This is a genomic window from Clostridium paraputrificum (assembly GCF_900447045.1).
GTDB classification, from domain to species: domain Bacteria; phylum Bacillota; class Clostridia; order Clostridiales; family Clostridiaceae; genus Clostridium; species Clostridium paraputrificum.
Window position 1 is genome coordinate 264986 of sequence record NZ_UAWH01000016.1, and the last position, 22468, is coordinate 287453.

Annotated in this window: 13 protein-coding genes; all 13 read right to left on the bottom strand. The window is 30.5% G+C overall.

Annotation, left to right across the window (positions count from 1 at the left end; all coding sequences use genetic code 11):
* Positions 1-2: 2 nt before the first annotated feature.
* The 13 genes from DR024_RS14580 to DR024_RS14640 all read right to left on the bottom strand — a co-directional run bounded on the left by DR024_RS14580 (position 3) and on the right by DR024_RS14640 (position 22404).
* Entirely contained in the window at positions 3-347 is a 345-nt protein-coding gene (locus tag DR024_RS14580; RefSeq protein ID WP_027097332.1) for a hypothetical protein, read from the bottom strand.
* Positions 348-497: 150 nt separating this feature from the next.
* Positions 498-1598: a DHHW family protein gene (locus tag DR024_RS14585; RefSeq protein ID WP_111919078.1), complete on the bottom strand. Its 1101-nt coding sequence runs from the start codon at positions 1596-1598 to the stop codon at positions 498-500.
* Positions 1599-1610: 12 nt separating this feature from the next.
* Complete coding sequence (locus tag DR024_RS14590; protein WP_027097330.1) at positions 1611-2987, bottom strand: MBOAT family O-acyltransferase; 1377 nt, start codon at positions 2985-2987, stop codon at positions 1611-1613.
* A gap of 291 nt (positions 2988-3278) precedes the next feature.
* Positions 3279-3761, bottom strand: coding sequence for a DUF4358 domain-containing protein (locus DR024_RS14595; RefSeq protein ID WP_027097329.1), 483 nt, complete (start codon positions 3759-3761; stop codon positions 3279-3281).
* 112 nt (positions 3762-3873) lie between these two features.
* On the bottom strand, positions 3874-5376 hold the full coding sequence (gene yjeM, locus DR024_RS14600; RefSeq protein WP_027097328.1) for a glutamate/gamma-aminobutyrate family transporter YjeM: 1503 nt from the start codon (positions 5374-5376) through the stop codon (positions 3874-3876).
* 128 nt (positions 5377-5504) lie between these two features.
* Positions 5505-9857, bottom strand: a complete 4353-nt coding sequence (gene polC, locus DR024_RS14605; protein ID WP_027097327.1) for a DNA polymerase III subunit alpha — start codon at positions 9855-9857, stop codon at positions 5505-5507.
* Positions 9858-9991: 134 nt separating this feature from the next.
* Positions 9992-15607, bottom strand: a complete 5616-nt coding sequence (locus tag DR024_RS14610) for a glycoside hydrolase domain-containing protein (protein WP_027097326.1) — start codon at positions 15605-15607, stop codon at positions 9992-9994.
* 260 nt (positions 15608-15867) lie between these two features.
* A complete protein-coding gene (locus DR024_RS14615) occupies positions 15868-16659 on the bottom strand; it encodes a sulfite exporter TauE/SafE family protein (protein ID WP_065254603.1) in 792 nt (263 codons plus the stop codon).
* A 91-nt stretch (positions 16660-16750) separates the two neighbouring features.
* Positions 16751-18112 (bottom strand): sulfatase family protein, encoded by a 1362-nt coding sequence (locus DR024_RS14620; RefSeq protein WP_027097324.1) that lies wholly within the window; start codon positions 18110-18112, stop codon positions 16751-16753.
* A gap of 19 nt (positions 18113-18131) precedes the next feature.
* Positions 18132-18671: an RDD family protein gene (locus DR024_RS14625; RefSeq protein WP_027097323.1), complete on the bottom strand. Its 540-nt coding sequence runs from the start codon at positions 18669-18671 to the stop codon at positions 18132-18134.
* A 12-nt stretch (positions 18672-18683) separates the two neighbouring features.
* On the bottom strand, positions 18684-19154 hold the full coding sequence (locus DR024_RS14630; RefSeq protein ID WP_034865867.1) for a PTS sugar transporter subunit IIA: 471 nt from the start codon (positions 19152-19154) through the stop codon (positions 18684-18686).
* A gap of 87 nt (positions 19155-19241) precedes the next feature.
* A complete protein-coding gene (locus tag DR024_RS14635) occupies positions 19242-20828 on the bottom strand; it encodes a PTS transporter subunit EIIC (protein ID WP_027097322.1) in 1587 nt (528 codons plus the stop codon).
* 37 nt (positions 20829-20865) lie between these two features.
* Positions 20866-22404 (bottom strand): DUF3604 domain-containing protein, encoded by a 1539-nt coding sequence (locus DR024_RS14640; protein WP_111919080.1) that lies wholly within the window; start codon positions 22402-22404, stop codon positions 20866-20868.
* Between the last annotated feature and the right edge of the window lie 64 nt (positions 22405-22468).

The window sequence follows — 22468 nt, forward strand, 5'->3', positions numbered from 1 at the left end:
TTTTATATTCCATAATGAATTATACATTTTCCCTTAACCTTTGCCTCCATAAGAAGACAAGTTAAGTCTGTAAGCTCTTGTGACTTCTTAAACCTATTTAGTGTTGATGCTATATCATGCAAAAACATTAAAGAAGTATCTGGTATCAACGTTACTCCAGTATATGCAAGTCCAAAACTTGGGTTGCTATAATTATGATGATATGTTCTTAATCTCTTAAGGTACTTTAGCATCTCAGTTACTAATTCATCATCTACTTCTATACAATTATATTCTTTAGGATCATAATTGCTATAATCTTTTTCTTTATCAAGCTTATCTATTATTCCAAACTCATGTTTTGCCATATCTCATCACCTGTACTCTTTATTCATCTTATTATTCATTATTATAACAAATTAACTCTATATATGAAAACAGGATTTCTACCTAATTTAATGAAATCCTGCTTTAACATTTTAAACTTATTAAGATAAATGTAATCCTATTTAATTTCCTTAAGACTTAAGCTTTATTATATTAGTATCTCTAGTAAAATTAATAAAATTATACAATACTAATACATTATCAAAGCTATTATTATTTATATATTCACTAACAGATTCAGAGAAACTTCTTAAATCTATAACATGAATTTCTTCAAAATTTTCAGTTAAAAATGGAACAAAAGAATTCGCATAAGAGTCCTTAAAGATAACTAACTTCTTTCCATTTTTCAAATTAGAATTATTAATTATAGTCAATGGATTATTTCCATATAAAAACAATGAATATTTATCTCTTATATCTAACTTAGAATAATCATATAAAGATTTATATAATTTATCATCTATCTTCATTGTTATTCCTGAAAAGTCATAATAAGTCAACAGATCCGAGGCAACATTAAAAGGTTTTGCCTTTGAAAAATAAGTTCCAAAAAAACCTTCCACCTCATTCTTATTATACTCATCTAAATTTATAGCTTTGTAATCTATACTTTCTATAAAATCTCTATAAGCTAAGTAGGCTCCTTTTGTAGTCCAGTGATGGTCGGTTTTATAATATAAATTTTCTTCGCTTTTCTCTATAAACTTTTCAGTAAGATTAATCTTATTACCACCGTTAATACCTATATATATCTTCTCTAGTTCATCCCTTTGATTAATTACAGGAGCACCTAAGGGCAATTTTTCTTTATATACTTCATATGAATTTGGCGCTATTAATACACTTACAGGTGTTTTGCTATTCTCTATGAGCTTATTAATAGAATCTATATTAATAGTAACTCTTCTTTCATCTAACTCTGTAAACTTTTCAAAAAGATATCCATCTTTTCCATAAATAATATTATTGTTTTCTAACTTTCCTAATAAGTACTCGCTTCTTGATTTTAAATCTATCCAGCTATCTCTTAAAATAAATTGATCACTCATATACTCCTCATACTTTTTAGGATAAGTTCCATCAAAATAATTTTCTAAGGAAAACTCAACCTTTCCTCTTAAATTTCTATTTTCTAACTCTGAAAATCTCTTATCCTCTTTACATATATCTATAATAATAATTCCTAGAAGGAAAATAAAAAAAGTATATAATAAAGGATTTCTTCTCATATTTAATACCTCCTAGAATCTAAAATAAAGGAATGGATTATATGTTGCATCAACTAAATAAGCAACAGATATTATAAAAATACCCATTAAAATTATTGTCTTTATCCATTTAAAGTTGTCTATCTTTTTATAAAACATCGAAACTAATGGTAAAGAAAAAATAATTGCAATAATTAGTGAAACTCCATAGTTTCTAAGATAATAAATCCACTCTTCTCCATTTGAATATAAAAACAACTTACTAAGGTATTCACAGATACCATTAAAATCGGTTATAGCAAATAAAGTCCATCCAATTAAAAGTAAAACTATTGTGTATATGTGGGAAAATACTCTATGCTTATTTAAAAAATTTATAAGCCCTAACTTTTCAATACTAATAAGTAAGAAAAAGAATAATCCCCAAAGTAAAAAATTATAACTTGCTCCATGCCATAAACCAGTTAAAGCCCATACAATAAATAGATTAAACGTAACCCTAACTTTACCCTTTCTATTACCACCTAAAGGTATATAAACATACTCCTTAAACCATGAACCTAGAGTAATGTGCCATCTTCTCCAAAATTCAGATATGCTTCTTGATATATAAGGGTAATTAAAGTTTTCTGGAAAATTAAATCCTAACATTTTACCTAATCCAATAGCCATTAAAGAATATCCACTAAAATCAAAATAAATTTGTAAGCCAAAGGATATAATCCCAAGCCAGGCTAGCGGTGTTGAAATATTTTCAAACCCTATTCCTTCAACTTCTGTCCAAAGCATTCCTATATTATTTGCTATTAGAACCTTTCTACCAAGACCTAAAATAAACTTTTCAATTCCTACTTCAACATTATCCTTAGTAATAACTCTCCTACTTATCTCCTTATTTATATCGGTATACTTTACAATTGGACCAGCTATAAGCTGTGGAAATAAGGTTACAAATGCTGCAAAATTAATAATGTTCTTTTCAGGAACTATCTTGCCCCTATAAACATCTATACTATAGGACATTGTTTGAAAGGTATAAAAGCTTATTCCTAAAGGTAAAGTTATCTTTACTCCTTTTATAGCTAAATTAAAAATATTATTTATGTTGTCTATAAAGAAATTAAAATACTTAAAGAAGAATAATAGACCAAGATTAAATACTAAGGAAATACACAAAACTATAGTTTTTTTCTTAATTTCATTTTTATATCTATAAATAAGCCTTCCAGCTGTGTAATCAATAATAATTGAGGCAATCATTATTAAAAAATATTTGCCTTCCCCCCAAGAATAAAACACTAAACTTAATAGAGTTAAAATTAAGTTTTTATATTTCTGAGGAGTTATATAATATAGTATTAGTGCAATAGGTAGAAACCTAAATATAAATAAAATACTACTAAATATCAAAACTTTTCTCCTTTTTAACTAATTATCCATCTTGCTCTTTATAAAGATAAAAAAGGTGTGGCTGATATTTATTTCCCTTGTTCCGTCGTAAGCTCCAAGTCACATAGAAACAAATATCCCCCCACGCGTACTAAAGGTAAGTAAATTATAAAATTACTATCCTTTATTTTATATTTTTTAATATGAAAATGTAATAATACCTTTGATTTATAGCTAATTGAAATTTTATAATTTACTAGACAGTAAAAAATTAATGCTTTAAGAATGTTTCCATTCCTAAAGCATATTTGACTATTTTAGAGCTTCTTCAAAAACTTTTGCTGCCTTTTCAGCATTGTTTTGTCCTTCTTCGTAATCTGGGATAATGAAAAGTCCTACATAATTTCCATTTACCTTTAATTGTGCTGCTTCAACTGCTTCAGGCTCTCCTGGATAAAATGCTGACGCCTTCTTATCCTCAATAACCTTTTCTAATGAATCCTTTACGGCATCAACCTTTCCCTCTTTAGCTTTAACAACTGCAACTACTTCTAATCCGGTATTAATCATACCATTTTCTACAGTTTGCTCTTCTACATCATCAAGACTTAAATGGAATTTTTCTTTTAAAAGTTCTCCTTCAACTGTTCCTAATGCTCTCATTTCCACTTTTTCTTTAATGCTTTTAACAATTTCACTTGTTGGAACATTTTTAGCTTCTTCCTTTGCTCCACAACCTATAAATGTTGCTCCTACCATTAAAGTAGCTAATAAAATTGATAATTTCTTTTTCATAATACCCCTCCGTCATCTTTTGTATTCCTTTACAATGTATCACATATTTTTCACTTTGAAAAGTTTCAAAATCATTACAATGTTAGTACTCCTACAAAACTTTTAACTATACTTAGTTATTCTTATACTTTTTTTCATAAATACTATATAAAATTAATGCAACCACAGAAAAGCTTATTGGTCCTGCTAGCATCATTATAGTATCAAATGTTTTTCCTGACATTGCTGGCTCTATTATTGTAAATATGTTAGCAAAGCCCACTATTATACATATAATAACTGCTACAAAAATTGAAGCTCCATAGGATTTATAAAATTCATAAGCTTTTGGAACCTTTCCTTCTAATTGCTTCTTTTTAAACTTAGGAAAAGCTCCCGCTAAAAATAAATATGGTATAGTCATGGCAACATTGGTCATTAAAACTAATACTCTAAAGAATTCTTTTGCACCTTTTCCTCCAAATGATACTAAAAGTATTATAAAAATTACTATAACAGCTTGAACACGCATAGCATTTATAGGCATTCCATTTTTTATTTCTCCAATTTTTCCTGGCCAAATTTCTTTTGGTGCTCCTGAAATCAATGTTTTTAATGGGGAATAGGTTAATGTGAAAAATGCTCCACTTAACGCCAACAACATTGATAAACCAACAAATCTAGCAACCCAAATGCCAATTTGTAAAGAAACTATCTCACTTAATCCCATTGCATTTCCAATTTGAACTCCAAAATTATTCATTAGAACATAAGCTACATTACTTAAATTAACATCTTGAGATGATAATACATCATTCCAATTAGTAAAAACTCCACAAGCAAATATTCCTATAGCATATCCTACTGAAATAACAAGAGCAGAAACAATTATTGCCTTAGGAAAATTCCTTTCTGCATCCTCAGTTTGGTCAACTAATCCACCTAATACTTCAAGACCTCCAAATGCAAAAATAGCAAAGGTTACAAAAGACAAGATTTGTAGTATTGATTGATAGTCTGGATTTGGCGAAACAAAAAATGCTTTTGCTCCATTAGTAATTGGTTCTGAAAACTCTCCACCATTTAAAGCGAATACTACAATAGCTCCTATAATTAAAACTACATTTAATATTGCTATAAAAGTTCCTCCTACAGATGTAATCTTAGTTATTTTCTCTATACCCTTAGTAGATATAAATGTGACAAAAATTATCCATAGTGCTCCTAGTATTCCTAATGTTTGAGTTGAATTTAATCCTAATAATGACCATGTAGATGTTAAATCCTTTCCAAAAAATGCATTTGATAAAGGAATCCATATAGATGATGCCACATTTACCATCCATACTATATAAGATGCATACCACATGAAGGTACCAATAAATGCATACTTAGGCCCTATAGACCCTTCCATCCAAGAATATATTCCACCACTTTCTTTCTTAAATGCAGAACCATATTCAGCCATAATAAAAGCATATGGTATAAAAAATGCTATTGCACTTATTATATACCACGGAATAGCTGCATATCCCATTAGTAAGAATGACCTTGGCATATTAGCAAATCCAAATACAGATGTAAAAATCATAAGTATTAAAGCCATTAATGTTAGTTTTTTTGTATTATTGTTCATTCTATCACCTCTATTTAACCTATCTAAAATAGGTTGAACAAAATAGAGAGATATTATTTATTAAATATAATAAAAGCTATAAAATTCATTAAAAACGAATTCTATAGCTTTTCTATCATATTACTAACTTAAATTACATCAAAGAAACTTACCTGATCACTTTCTGATAATCCATTTAAGCAACCAAACTTTCTAAGTAAATCTACTGCAGAATTACCTATTTTAGCACGTTTCTTTAAATTATCAATTGAACTAATTGGAGTTTCTTCATGAACAGCATTAAATATAGCTTCAGCTGCCACATTACCCATTCCCGAAATACTATTTAAAGGAGGTCTAAGGGCATCATCCTCTACTTTAAATTTATCCCAATCTGATTTATATAAATCTATTGGTAAGAACTTAAAGCCTCTTTCATACATCTCTAGTACAATTTCCAAATCATCATACATATCCTTATCCTTTGGAGCTGCATCATTTCCTTGTAAGCTTATTTCCTTCATTTTTTCTCTAACCTTTTCTTTTCCAAAAATCATATACTCTGCATCAAAGGCCTTAGCTCTTATAGAGAAATATGCTGCATAATATGCTAAAGGAATATGTACCTTAAACCATGCAATTCTAAATGCCATCATAACATAAGCTGCTGCATGGGCCTTAGGGAACATGTATTTTATCTTTCTACAAGAATCTATATACCATTCAGGTACATCATGATCTCTCATCATTTTTTCATACTCCGCCCACTTTTCTGGATCCTTTAAAGCCTTACCTTTACGAACAAGCTCCATTATCTTGAAGGATGTATTAGGTTCAAGACCCATTTTAATTAAGTAAACCATAATATCATCTCTACAACATACAGCATCACTTATACTTGTAATTACTCCTCCATCAATTAAATCCTTAGCATTTCCAAGCCATACATCAGTACCATGGGATAACCCAGATATACATAATAAGTCTGAGAAACTCTTAGGAAGTGTATCTAAAAGCATTCCTCTAACAAACTTTGTTCCAAATTCAGGTATACCAAAGGTACCAACCTTAGAATTAATTTGTTCAGGTGTAACCCCAAGGGCTTTAGTTGATGAGAAAATAGACATAGTTTCTTTATCATCTAAAGGTATTTTTTGAGGGTCTACTCCTGTAATATCTTGAAGCATTCTAATTACTGTAGGATCATCATGTCCTAGTATATCAAGCTTAAGTAAGTTTGAATCTATTGAGTGATAATCAAAATGTGTTGTTATAATATCTGAATTAGGGTCATCAGCTGGATGCTGAACTGGACAAAACTCAAATATTTCTCTTCCCTTAGGAACAACTATTATTCCACCAGGGTGCTGACCAGTTGTTCTTTTTATTCCAGTACATCCCTTTGATATTCTAGTAATCTCTGCTTTATTAGCTTGAGTATTTCTCTCTTCAAAATATTTCTTAACATATCCAAAGGCAGTTTTTTCAGCTATTGTACCTATTGTTCCTGCCTTAAATGTTGTACCCTTACCAAATATAACTTCTGTATATCTATGAGCCTTTGCTTGATATTCTCCAGAGAAGTTTAAGTCAATATCAGGCTCCTTATCCCCATTAAATCCAAGGAAGGTTTCAAAAGGTATATCCATTCCATCCTTATCCATCATTTCTCCACAAACAGGACAAGCTTTATCAGGTAAATCGAAACCATTCTTAGCCCCATAATCATTAAAATCTGAATGTTTGCATTTAGGGCATCTATAATGTGGAGGTAATGCATTAACCTCTGTAATACCAGTCATATAAGCAACAACAGAAGAACCTACAGATCCTCTTGAACCAACTAAATATCCATCATCATTAGATTTCCAAACTAGTTTTTGAGCAATTATATACATTACTGAGAAACCATTTTGAATAATAGAATTAAGTTCCTTATCCAATCTTTCCTGTACAATATCAGGTAGTTCTTCTCCATATAGCTCATGTGCCTTACCATAAGCTATATCCTTTATTTCTTGCTCACACCCTTCAATGTGAGGAGGACATTTTTCAGGAGATATTGGACTTATTTTGTCACACATATCTGCAATTAAATTTGTATTTGTAACTACCACTTCATAAGCCTTATCTCTTCCTAGATAAGAGAATTCTTCAAGCATCTCTTCAGTAGTTCTTAAATATAAAGGCGCTTGATTATCTGCATCCTTAAAACCTTGACCTGCTTCTAAAATACGTCTGTAAATTTCATCCTCTGGGTCCATAAAATGAACATCACCAGTTGCAACAACAGGTTTATTTAGCTTTTCCCCAAGGGCTACAATCTTTCTATTAATTTCTCTTAAATATTCTTTATCAGGTACTTCACCATTTCTTATAAGATAATCATTGTTACCTAAAGGTTGAATTTCTAAATAATCATATTCTCTTGCTATAGCTTCAATTTCTTCATCAGACTTTCCAAGTAGAATTGATTGATAAAGCTCTCCATCACTACAAGCACTACCTATAATTAAACCTTCAGAATACTTCTTAAACATACTTCTTAATATACGAGGTTTCTTATAGAAATAATCTAAATGTGAATAAGATACTAACTTATATAAATTCTTTAAGCCCACATAATCCTTTGCAAGAATAATAGCATGATGAGTTCTTAACTTCTTAAAAGCTTCCTTTTTAGCAGTTTCATCAGAAGCATAAATTTCTATATCTTCTAAGGTATTTACTCCTCTTTCCTTTAACATATCAAGCATTACCTTAAATACCTTAACTGTTGTATCAACATCATCTAAAGCTCTATGAGCAACATCAACCTTTATTCCAAGGTTTTTAGCTATTCTTCCTAGCTTATAAGTTTTATACTCTGGGAATAGCTCATAAGCTAGTGATAAGGTATCTAAATATGTAAAGTCAAATTCATAACCCAATTCTTTTGCAACATGCCTTAAGAATCCAACATCAAATTCAGCATTATGAGCAACTAAAACGCTATCTTTTATAAATTCTAAAAGCTTAGGAAAAACCTTATCTATAGTTTCAGCATTTCTAACCATATCATCAGTTATGCCAGTTACTTCAACAACTCTTGGAGGTATTGATTTCTCTGGATTAACAAAACAGCTAAACTTATCAATGACCTTACCATCTTGGTACTTCATTACACCTATTTCAGTTATTTTTTCTAACCTAGGTGAAAAACCTGTAGTTTCTAAATCTAATACACAATAAGTAGTATCAAGACTTTGCCCCTTAATATTTCTCACAGAAGGCTTTTTATCTGGAGCAAGGTAAGCCTCCACCCCATAAATAACCTTCATATCCGGATTATTTCTTCCTAATAGCTTATGTGCTTCAGGGAAAGATTGAACAACACCATGGTCAGTTATAGCTATAGACTTCATTCCCCAACTCATTGCTCTCTTTATTAAGTCAGCTGCACTGCTCATACCATCCATTTGACTCATTTTAGTATGAAGATGAAGCTCAACTCTCTTAACTTCTGACTCATCTCTTCTTACTACCCTTTCAAGTCCCTTTGTTTCAACTATGGTATTTGCAATCATCTCAACTTCCCCAGAGAAATTACTAAAACCTAAGTTACCACAAAGCTTAACTCCCCTAGCCTTTTTAAGCTTAGATATTACATCATCAGCTTGCTCTGGCTTAAGGAATGACTTACAAGTAAGAGAACCTGTTCCATCATATAAATCAAAAGAAACTAATATCTTACCACTTCTTAATTCCTTTGTTTCCATATTAGATAGTTCACCATATAAGGCAACTCTTCCCTCTTCAGGAGAGGCATCAGATATTCTTATTAATGATTCTTTAATATTAGAATTTCTACCTAATATTAAGAAAGGATTATTCATCTTTCCAGACTTCTTATCATCTTTACCCTTATCCCCTTCACTAGGAACAGTTGGGGTAGTATCCTTAGGAATAGATGGTCCAGTAGACCTAATTTCATTCCTAATCATAGACATTCTCTTCTTTTCTTCTTCTACTTGAAGCCTAATTAATTCATCTGCATCTACATTATCAACAAACTTTATACTATAGGATTTACCATAGAAGCTTTTTATGCCTTCCCTAATTTCCCTATCATACTTTAAGTCTCTAAACATTGTTGATACAGGCACTCTAAACTTTAATGTTATTGTATTACCACTTATTTCATAATCACAATTGTTAACAGCTACCCTAAGAAAAGGATGTTTATTAGAAACATAAGATATTATATTCTTAATTTCCTCTTCTATAGGCTTCATCTTAACTTCTTCAGTATAATTTACAGCAATCTTTGAATGCTCTAAATAAAACCTTCTTTTAATGAAGTTATTAAGTTCTTCAATTTCCTGTATTTCTATGTATCTATCTGAACTTATTGCTAACTCTAAAGTTTTAGATTTTTTCTTTAAAACTGCACTTTCAACCAAGGCAGTACTTATGTTGCTTCCAGTATTAAAATCACTAAAAACTTCATTTATCCTTTTCATAATACTTTATACCTTTCCATAACTTCAGTATGATTCTATTATATATAATTAAGTTCATAATTGCACATACAAAAAAAGGTATAGAGTTATATATTTTTATATAAACTCTATACCTTCTATCTTTTCAAATAATATTAAATACTTCTTCTTTTTCTTTTAAATATGAACATTACTGATAAACTCATTAGTGCTACTAAATATAGCATTGCTGTATTTGTTGTATCACCAGTTTTAACACTGTTAGAATCATCTACATCATTATCTGATGTATCTTCAGATCCTCCAGTATCAGTTTTGTTTTTCTTTAAATTATCAAAAGACTTACTTAATTTTTCCTTTGCTTCATCAATTTCATCTTGAGTACTTTCCACATTATCTTTCACATTAATTGCTTTATTTAATGCTATTTCAAAGTCACTCCAACTTTCAGGTGTATATTCATCCTTATTAAGACCTGATACTTTATCAATTAATTCTTCTAGTTCACTTCTATCAATTAATCCAGCCATATTATCAATTTCACTTAGCTTAAATTTTGCTTGTTTTATATAACATAAGTCTGTGGTTACTCCACCTGTCCAATTATTAGAGAACTCTTCATCCCAATGTCCATAAGAATCCATAATAAATGTACCATCATCTAAAACAACAACACCTGCATATCCAGTATCTCCTGATTTAGCGCTCTTAGAATAATCTTTACATATTTCAATACGATATTGTCCATCTCTTTGTTCCATAAGATCTTCATAAGTTCCAACCCATGCAACCCACTCTCCAGCAGTCCAATCAGCATCACCATCAAAAGTGTTATTTCCATTTAAATCATATTGAATTTCACGGAATGATATCACTAACCGACCACTAATTGGATCATATGCTGCTTTATGGCGTTCTCCTGCAAGAGAACCTGGTAAATCCATTGGTTTACTCCATGAATTTCCTTCATCATCAGAATAAATCATAGTTGCAGGATTATTATGAGATTGGCTACGTGCTAATCCAACAATACGTTTTCCATCTGGTGATCTGAACATACCAATTTCACACATTTTATACGTACTTTCAATATTACGATAATCACTTAAATATGGCTCTGGTTCACTCCATTGTTCTTCACCATTTTCATTAAATGTTAGGTAAGTTTTGTAGTTTACATAATCATAGTCATGGTATACTCCCATCCACTTTTGAATGTAATTTCCACTTTCATCTTTTAATTGTACTAAAGATGCCATACCTACAATAACATTATTTTCTTTTCCATTTTCATGATTAGAGTACCAATGCTTGTATTCTGTCCACGTTTCTCCATTATCATCAGAATATGAAGTATTCCATCCAGTTTTATTTCCATTTGAATCTGTTCCCCATCCAGGACATGCTGTAATCATCATAATACGCTCTTTTCCATTTCCTAATGGTAAAACATATAATGTAGGAGTTTCTTGAGAACCTATCCAACTACTAGGAATATTATTATTTTCCGTCCATGTTTCTCCATTATCATCACTAATTTGCATTATAATAGGACCTTTTCCATGTCCTTTTGGATATGCAGTAATTAAACGACCAGTGCTAGTGCGTACCATATCTGGTTGTCCAAGATATTGACGGTCTCCACCAGGTGATCTTTCAATATCAGTTAATCTATTTACTGGTAATTCATAGGTTTCTAAAGTATTTGAAATTGTTAGTTTCTTACTTACTTCAATAGTTACCTCTTCCTTATATCCACCTGCTTTATTCTCTACTATAATAGTAGTTAATCCACGTTCTTTAGCTGTTACTACACCATTTTCATCTACACTTGCAATATTTGGATTACTAGATGTGTAAGTAATTGTTTTATCCTCATTATCACTAAGTAGATTTGTTTCAACTGTATAAGTTTCACCAATATACAACCTCTTATAGTTTTCTGTAATATTTAATCCTTTAACTAACATTGTAGAAGCTATTTCACTAGGATTTAATACCTTGTTATAAACCTTAACTTCATCAATTAATCCAGTAAATCCTGTACTACCTATAATATCCATTGGGAATTTTACTGTATTCTTTTTTGTCCAGTCATTTTTTTGTATTAATTGACCATTTATATACATGCTTAATCCATCTGTTTTACTTTGAGTCCATGCTATATGATACCAATTATCAGGCTTAAAATCATATTGGAATGTTAATACATCTCCATTTCCTTTTCCTACACGGAATCCACTATCACGATTCTCTGCCATTTTTAATGATGCTGCAAAAGCCTTATCCTTATCACTAATAACAGATATTTCTTTATTAAACTCAGCATCTGTATTTACCCAATAAGCAATACTCCATGCATCATCAGCAGCAATTTGAGAATCTCCTTCTAAAGTCACACTCTTTCCATCTTCTGTTACTTTTAATGCATTATTAGACTTACCTTTTGCAATAGTTCCTTCATTAATTCCATTTCTAGAACCCCATTCATCAACTACTTTCCCATCTTTATCCTTATCAAAAGAATAATAAGAAACTTGTGCTGATTTATCAATTGTAACTGGTGATACTGTAACTTTAATAGTTGCTTTTTTGCTTTCATCTTGAACTGATATAGCAGTAATAGTTACACTACCTAGCTTATTTGCTGTAACTACACCTTTATCATTAACAGATGCAATTCCTTCATTAGAAGATGTCCAAGTTACACGATTATTTAATAGGTTATCTGGTTTTACAACTGCTTTTAATTGAACTGTACTACCTAACATGATTTCTTTTTCATTGCCATCAATTGTAACAGATTCAACTTCATTAGCTCCATTTTCCTTTAAGTTAATATAACGTTCTGTTAATTTATTAATTCCTTCAGTAAATTTTTCTACTTCTTGTGATAATTGATTTACTTTATCTTCACTTAAATATGAACGACTTGTAACTGGAGTAATTGTTATATTACCATATAAAGCATCAATTTCACTTTCTAAAGAAGCAACTTCTTTTTCCATAATTAGAAGTTTGTTTACATCACGAACACCCTTTGCCATAATTTCTAAACGAACTGAACTTTTACTTGTAGGATTTTCCGCATCTTTTTCATCTGGATAAATCAAGAAACAATCTCCTGGTTCAAATGCATTATGAGTTGTATCACGTAATGGATCTTCTACCCATGCATCATATGCCCATCTTAAGAATCCTGCTGTTTCACTTTTTCCAGCATTAATAATTGACCAATAGCTTTCTACTGGTGCACTTAATGAGAAATTTCCTGGTTGGTGCTCTGTACAAGAATATAAAGTTGTACGTAATCCTAATTCATTACGATTTTCTAACAATTTTTCAAACTCTTTTGGATGTTTTGCAGCAGCTGTATCTCCAACATTTAAGTCATATACTCTAAGTGCTAAATCTGGCTTATCAACAAATCCATCCATTGCTCCAGCTGTCTTTAAAGATTTTCCATGAATATTTTTCACAGAGTCTACAATATCAAAAGCCGCATTACTAAAGCCTCTTTCATCAATACCAATATACGATTCTTCAAACCACCCCATATTAGTTAAATGATCCACTAAATCTTGCAAAAAGTCTTTCCAAACCTTTGTATATCTAGCATCCCCAACCTTATATTTTTCATATACTAGCTTATCACCTTCCCAATAAGCAAAGCTATTATGCCATGGAGCAATACTATATAATACAATTTTATCTCCAATTCCAAGCTCTTTATTAAATTTTACCCATTTATCAAAATGAGTATAGTCATATTCAAACGTTCCATCTGCCTTCTTAGTCCACTTTATCATTGATGGATAATGCACATCATTTTTACTATATGTCTGCGCATTCCATGCATCTTCTACAATTGATGTTGTAATAGCATGTCCACCAATTTCTTTGTATTTTAACATACTTGATTTCATTATTTCTAAATGCTTTTCTGAAAATGGTTCTACATTATAGTACTCTGCACTACTATATGGATATTGCCATAATTCAATATCAAATCCATTTTCAAACTCTTTTGCATCAGGAAGTTCTGCATCTTGTACATTTAATGTATAAGTAAATTCTAATGGTTCTTTAATTCCATCTGCAGTTACTTTTAATTTTCCAGTATATGTTCCTGGTTCTGTTCCTTTTGGTACATTAACTTCAACCCAAACATTTTGTAATTTATTAAATCCAATTTCTATTGGTGTTGTTTGGTATAACACATCATTAGATTCACTACGATTTGTTTCAGTTTCTGCTGGTACCTCACGATTTTTATCACCATATCCTAAATATTCACCATTATACGCTTTTACAGACTTAATAAATGTAGCTTTTATATTATCTGATTTTAAAACCTTTTCACCATTTTTAAAATCACTAACTGAAATACTTACATTACTTAATTTGCTGTCTTTTGAATATAATGATATTTCACTAATTGCCTTATCATTTTTCCATGCTGTAAGAGTTGCAGATGTAGTTCCTAGTTTCTTAACCTCTTCATAGCGATCTTGTGTATACTGAGTATTTACATCAACAATACTTCCTCCAATTCCTGGAACAGCTTTCTTTACATTTACTGTTATTTCTTTCTTAATATTTGCTTTTTCACTAGATACAGTTATTTTTGCAGTTCCTTCTTTTACAGCTGTAATAACACCTTTACTGTTAACTGTAGCAATATCTTTATTTTGGCTTTCAAAAACTATATCATTTACTGTTACATACTCTGGTGTTAATGTATACTCTATTTTTTGAGTTGCTCCCTCTGACATTTCATAGCTTTTTTCTGCTAATATAATATCTTTTATAACATAAGGAGCATGAGAAACCTCTGCATATGCTACTTGATTAACATAGTTACTGCTACCTGAATTCTTTTTAGTTTGCATAACAGCTTTTAATGTATGATTTCCTTCTTCTAAACCACTAATTTTATATACAGATTGTGCTTGTGTTCTAGTAGAATTATAAAGATCTACTTCTTTGTCGTATTTACCATCTATAGTAAATTTCACAATCCCATGGTTATGATTTTTATTAGCAAATATCTCAATTCCATTTCCATAGAATGGGATCTCATAGTAACATTCTTCTGCCTTAGATACATCACCTTTTGTATCTATATACGCTTCGCTGCTAGAAAAACTCCACTTAAAACCATTTGGATTATTATAAGTAAACTTATTTGTTGTTCCTTCTACTTTAGTAGGTATTATTTTCTCTATTTGATTATCAGGATTATCTTGAGATGCTCCAATTACTTTTGCATAACTCACCTGTAAACCTTTACCATTTTCTGCTAAAGTAACCTTTACTGTATGCCTTCCTTTTGTTAGTCCTGTCTTACTATATAATTTTGTTGGTGTATCCGCTTCACCTTCAATTTTTACCTTCTCTATTTGACCATTATCTAACTGGAACATGTTGTAGTCATCACTTTTTACACCCCATAACTCTACTCCAGTCCCCTCAAAGGTAAATGTATAAGTATGCTTTGCAGCCTCTTTAGAATCATTATTCCATACCCAGTGCTGTGTCTGCGCATACTCTTCACCTTTAATTGATGATTTCTTATCTGATGCCCATCCATTTTTTCCGCTAGTATCTGTTTCTTCAGTATACGTAAAATAATGTACACCAGTTGTCACAGTATCATCAACAAGCATTTCATTCTCTGCAGCAAATATATATTGTATATTTACTGGCATTATGCTCATGATAAACGTAACAAGTAATCCAATTGAAATCTTAAAAAATCTCTTTCTCATAATTTCTCCTTTCTTTTAAAGTATATAAATTTGATTGTAATTTACTACATCCCTCCTTTTATATAAAATTTCCCCTTTCTACAAATAATAGATTTTAATTAAATAAAACCTATCCCATTATTTACAATTATCTCATTCCACACTTTAGTAATCTTTACAATTTTTATTATTGATTTTATACATTTTAACTTTAAAAAAAGAAATCCAGCAACGCTGGATTTCCACCTTTTTCATGCATAAAATAGCTTTTGTAATAAGAATTAATACAAAATATACTTTATAATATTAAATATATTTATAAAGTTAAGCATAAAAAGCACTATCATAAAGAATTTCTCTGTTTTGCAATCATCCATTTTTTTAGCAATATTACTTCCAGCCATTGCCCCAATAACTCCTCCAATACACATTAAAATTAGAAATATAAAATCAAATTTTGTTATATCCCATGTCAATAATGTAGTTACTAAACTCGTAACTTGAGAAAAGAAAATTATAAATAATGAATTTATAGTGGACTCTTTTGCACTCATAGATAAAAAATAATATAATACCGCAATATTTAAAGGACCACCACCAATCCCTAAAAAGGAAGATATTATCCCTAAACTAAGTCCAATTAAAATACAAATATCTCTATTATTTATCTTTAAAGTTCTAATGCTACTTTTATTTTTCATATAAAAGATTATTACAACATTTATAATTAATAATATTATAGATTGAATCACTCCAATTATATTCTCACTAAATATATTATCCCTTATAATATCAAATAGTGCTTTTCCTATTGCTCCACCTAAAGCAGAACCTAATGCTAGATAAATTGTAACACTATAATTAATATTTATCCCGCTTTCATTTTTCTTATTTCTTATTAATGAAGTTATAGTCATTGCTAAAACAGTACAGCCAGATAAAAAGCTTATAGTAGATACACTCATGACACCTATAGAATCTAATATAGGCTTAATTATAACTCCTCCACCTATTCCACTAATAGCTCCAACTAAAGATGACACTAAAGCAACAAAAAAATGAATTATTTTCATTTATATCCTCCTAAGTTTGTAAATAAAATTTTTATACATTCTCAACCACAAATAAAGGAGTATAGTAAATTCATACTCCTTTTAATTGATTTTATCTACCTAAACTTACATAATCATTCTCGTCTTTAGAACTCGCTTGTTTACATTCCTTCTTGTTAACTTTCCACTTCTTTTTTATTGGAATTTCACCTTGTAAAATAATATCCTCAGTAGCATTAAGATGATTTTCTAGCTTTTCTGCTAAAGCATTCTTAATTTCTGATAGCTCCTCATTATCAATAAGGTTATTTCTTTCTCCAATGTCATAATATAAGTCATATAATGCTTCTTTATACTTAACTTGCTTATCCAAATCATTTCTTAATAGATAATCCTTCGAAAGCGATTCATCTATGTTAGATTGATTTATTTTTAAATACTCTTCATCATAGTATCTTATATATTTATATCTTTTTGTCCTTATACAACGGATTGGTTCATATGAAGTATGAAAACTTACTTCTGCAAATATCTCGTCTCTGGTTGGGGCCATTGTATCCTCAAATGACTTAACAAATGATTTTCCTTCTAGATATTCTGGTTTTTCTAATCCTAACAAATCACATATTGTAGGAAATACATCAATATGTGAAACTAAGTTATCAACAACTTGCCCTTTAGTTTTAGAATTTGGAACTCTCATTATTAAACTTACTGCTATTCCACTATCAAATAGGGTACATTTACTAAATGGATTTGCTAATCCATGGTCAGTCGTAAATAGAATTATTGTATCTTCATATAATCCATTATTTTTCAAGCTTTGTATTACCTCTTCAAAGCATCTATCTGCACTCTTTGCACTAGTCATATAACGAGCCTGATCTCTTCTAGTTTCAGGATTGTTAGGTATAGGGTATGGAGGATTTACCATATTCTCATTAATATCTTTATCAATAACATCTGGATATCTTCTATGGGTTGCATACATTCCATAAGAAAGAAAGAATGGCTCCTTCTTATCATAATTATCTAACCACTTAGTTACTTCATGTGCATTTTTACTATCCCAAATTGTTAGATCTTCCTGCCTATAATTGCTGTTATCACAAGTTAAATTTTCCTTATATCCAATCATTTTAGCTCCAGATTCGTGATCCAAATACCAACCTGCTTCATGTTGAATTCCAGATAATACTGTACGATATCCATGATTATTTAAAAAATTAACTAAATGCTTACTGTAATCTATGGAAAATCCTCGTTGTGCAAGACCTAACATACCACTTTGATGTGGATATGTACTTGTAAGCAATGCTGCTCTCGATGGAGAGCATGTAGGGGATGCACAATAACTTTGAGTAAACAAAGTAGCATCCTCTGCAAATTTTTTTATATTTGGTGTAGGTACATCATAACCATAGGGTGATAATATTCTCCCTGAATCATGTGTATGTATATATAAAATGTTCATTTTTTTGCTCCTTCCACTATTACATATTTACTTCTACTTTTAGATTTAGATATTTATCATATAATGTAGCTCCTCCTTTGTTAAAAAGAAACATGAAACCACAAAAAATACTTAATCCATTAACTATTATTTGAACACTTCCAAAAAAGTTACTAACACTTAAATTTAAAAAATCTATTAAATTTAAATGATTAGGATTTAATATTCCTCCTAATAGGAAAATCACTAATCCTTGTCTTACAAATATTTTAAGATGAGAAACTGAATTGTTATCTTTACTAGTAAGTTCTAAATGCATAATTGTTTTACCTATAGTTCTTCCTTTATTAAATAATGGTACAACTACTATTGCTACTATAGATACAAAAATAGCTATAATATCATACAATAATCTAAAATCCTTCGGTAACTCATTTAAAACTATGTAGTTTATACCAAGTCTAATGTTGATTGCATAAAATGATACTACACTTGTCGTTAAAATAATTATTAAACAATCTATTATATAGGCAATTATTCTTGTAAACTTACTTTTCTTTGCATTTAATACCTTACTCATCTTAAAATCCTCCTACTTTACTTCTACAATCTCTTTTTCACCACATTGAACAATCTGATTTTCCTTTAATATCTTAAAGTCAACATTCTCTTGAGCTAGCACAATAACATCACAAGAAGATACCCTGTCTTTTATTCCTTCAAAGTCAACCTCCATTAATAAATCGCCTTTCTTAACAGTTTGACCTACTTCACAGAATGACTTAAAACCTTCTCCCTTAAGTCTTACTGTATCCAATCCAATATGAATTAAAATATCTGGACCATCTTCATTTTCAATAGCTATTGCATGAAGTGTTTTAAAAACTAAAGTTACCTTCCCATCTATTGGAGATACTATCTTAGTATCCATTGGTTCTATAGCAAAACCATCTCCTAAATCTCTATTTACAATTACTTCATCTTCTACATTATCTAAACTCTTAAGCTTACCTTTAACAGGAGAAACAAACTTAAGCTTATCTTTTTTAAATATTGAAAACATACTATTTCCTCTTTTCATCATATATAAGGCAAGAATAAACTAGCTATATATAATACTTGCTATCTTATCCATGCCTTTTTTAATATCCTAATTATTTAATGATTCAAGATATTCATCTATTTCTACACGAACTATATTAACTGACGGTCCATAAATAACTTGAAGATTCTTTCCTCTTACTAATGTATTATGGGCACCTGTTTCTTTTAATGAATCTAAGTTTACATCAGCAATTTTCTTTATGTTAACTCTAAGCCTAGTTGCACAGTTATCTATATCTTCTATATTCTTAATTCCACCTAAAGCTTCAATAATAGCTTTTGCTTGTCCACTCTTGTAAGCAGTTTTTAATGATGATTCTGCTTCTTCATTATCATCTTCACGTCCTGGTGTTTTTGCATCTAATTTAGCTATTAAGAATCTATATATAAAATAACTAGCTATTGCAAATGGAATACCTAAAATTATTATCCATACAAATCCTGTCTTTGCATTACCTTGAAATACACCAAATAATAAAAATTCAATTAATCCTGCTGAGAATGTTGAACCAATTGTTACCCCTGTTACTGCGCAAGCTACGAAACCTAATGCAAATATCAATGCTTCAGCTATAAATAGTATTGGATTTGCAAATAATAGTGCAAATGAAATTGGCTCTGTAACACCTGTTATAAAACAAGTTAATGCTAAAGATAATAAAAATCCAAGAGTTTTCTTACGTCTCTTCTTATCTGGAATTGCATGATACATCGCTAAACAAATAGCTGGCATTGTAAATAACATGTGTATATAACGTCCGCTGTTATAAAGTGCGATATTTCCGAAGAAATGTGTTGTGTTAGGATCTGCTAATTGAGCTAAGAATATATTTTGCCATCCTTCTATCATTACTCCACCAACTTCAGCAACACCACCTGCCGCTGTAGTCCAGAACGGTAAATAGAATACGTGATGTAATCCGCAAACATATAAAGTTCTTAACATTAATCCATAAATAAAAGATCCAAATACACCTAATTGTGAAGCTAATTGACCAAATGCTGCTATTGCATTACCTATTGCTGGCCATACAAAGAACATGATAACACCAAATATTCCACCAACTACTGTTGTAATTATAGGAACACTTCTTGAACCACCAAAGAATGATAAAACTTCAGGTAACTTTAACTTATAAAATCTATTGTGTACCCATGATGTATATAGACCTGCTAGTACACCACCAAAAACTCCCATCTGAAGTGTCATAATACCAAATTGAGCCCCTTGTCCAAGTGATTTTGGATCTACCCCTTGCCCAGGTAGTTGATTAGTAACCTTTAATAAAGCATTAATAGTAGTGATTAGTACAAAATAACCTACAACAGCTGCTAAGCCTGCTGTTCCCTTATCAGTCTTAGCCAGACCTACTGCTATACCTACTGCAAATATAAGTGGTAGTGCATCGAATACACTTTTACCAATAGCATTTAGAATTTGCAGAAAAGCTTGTAACCCTGTGTTTGCAAGTATTGGATATGCTTCAAGAACAGAAGCATTGGTCAAGGCAGCTGCTACTCCTAAAAATAAACCTGTAACTGGTAAAATTGCAATTGGTAGTAATATTGCCTTACCTAATTTTTGCGCTAGTCCAAAAGATTTGTTTACTAAACTATTCTCTTTGATACTCATAATGAACCTCCTAAGTAATTTTATAAAAATTAATATTTTATCTCTTTACCCATATAGGTGATGACCATGCTACTGATCCATCTGTACAATAAACCTTTGTCAAGTAATATGAATCATTATCAAAATCTAACATAACTTCTTTATCAATTTTATAAGCTATTTCTGGCTTAGCTTTCATAAGTCTAACCTTATATGCATTGTGATAGAATGGATCACTTCTATAATAATCATCAAATCCAAACCTTTCTTTTGCTAAAGCTTTTGCTTCATCTAAGAATACTATAAGACTTGTATTATCTAATAACTCTCTTACGCTTTTTTCAAATTTTTGTCCATCTACTTCTAAAATAACTTTGGAATTAATATCAGCTTCTATTTCAAAAACAAAGCCTTCTGTTGTTACTGGTGATGGTCCCATCCATTTACCTGACTGAGTAGTTTTTCTTGTTGTAAGACCAAATTCACATGAATTATCACCTACTTCATTAATCCATTGTCCTCTTGATGTCCAACATTTTTCTATTGAACATATTTTTCCTGATGTATTTAGCTTTCCAATCCATTCTTTCTTCTGTATATCTGGATAAATCTTTAAGTCAGGTCCCCATCCAAATTCAACCTTGAATTTAAATTTCACCATACCATCTAATTCTTCATTCATCCATTTTTCACCATGATTATATGTAAAATAAGGCTTTCCATTTTTGTAAATTACAATTCTATCAATAGCTTCTTGTGTTTCTACTTTTATATGATGCTTTAATTTGTCCTCAACAGTTTGGAATTCACTCCCCATAACGTTTTCATTGATTTCATAAAGAAGCTCAACTCTTCCACTTGTCATTCCATAAACTCTTCTTTTTAATATAGCATCCCATATACTTTCAGGAGTATTATTTTCTGCTAAAACCCCAGCAAATCCGTGTCCATACTGTGCTGCAACAACATGGTTATCTCCTGAAGCAATTATCCCTACCTTGTTTCCTTTCTTTAGTCCATCAAATACAGAAGTTCCTCCAGTTCTTGGTCCCATATGTATATGACGACTCATATGAATATCTGTATCTCCACTTTCCGAAGAGCCATGAGATGAATATATCTCAGCAAATGGTGAAAACTCTTCTATATGAGTTTCCCAATTCTTCCCCCTATGAGATAAGCTATATGCTAAATGATGTGGAATTGCAATTGCATCTTTTTCTTTTAGTTCTTCATATAATTGACTATATCTCATAGGATTTACTAATGGTCCTTCATTCTTAAAAAACACATTGTGATCCCCGTCTAATCCTGCACCTTGCCATTCATAACCATTAAATATTGGAAAATCTTTATTCTCCTTATTCTTCATCTTTACAAATTCATTAATCTTTTTCCAATCTTCTTGAACCTTATCCATAGTATGAATATCTTCTAGGAAAATCCCTGTTTCATCTTTTCTCAAATAATATGGATAATATGCTATAGGCCAAAAATCTAACATTTCCTTTGCTTGTTCATACCATTCTTCTAGTTGATTCATTTGTTCATGATGAATATTTGTATGAAAATCTGTAATCAAATATTTGTACTTCATAAAATCCCTCCTTCTATCTTGTTATCTCAATTGTAAACAATTGCTTTTCAAATGTCAATACATT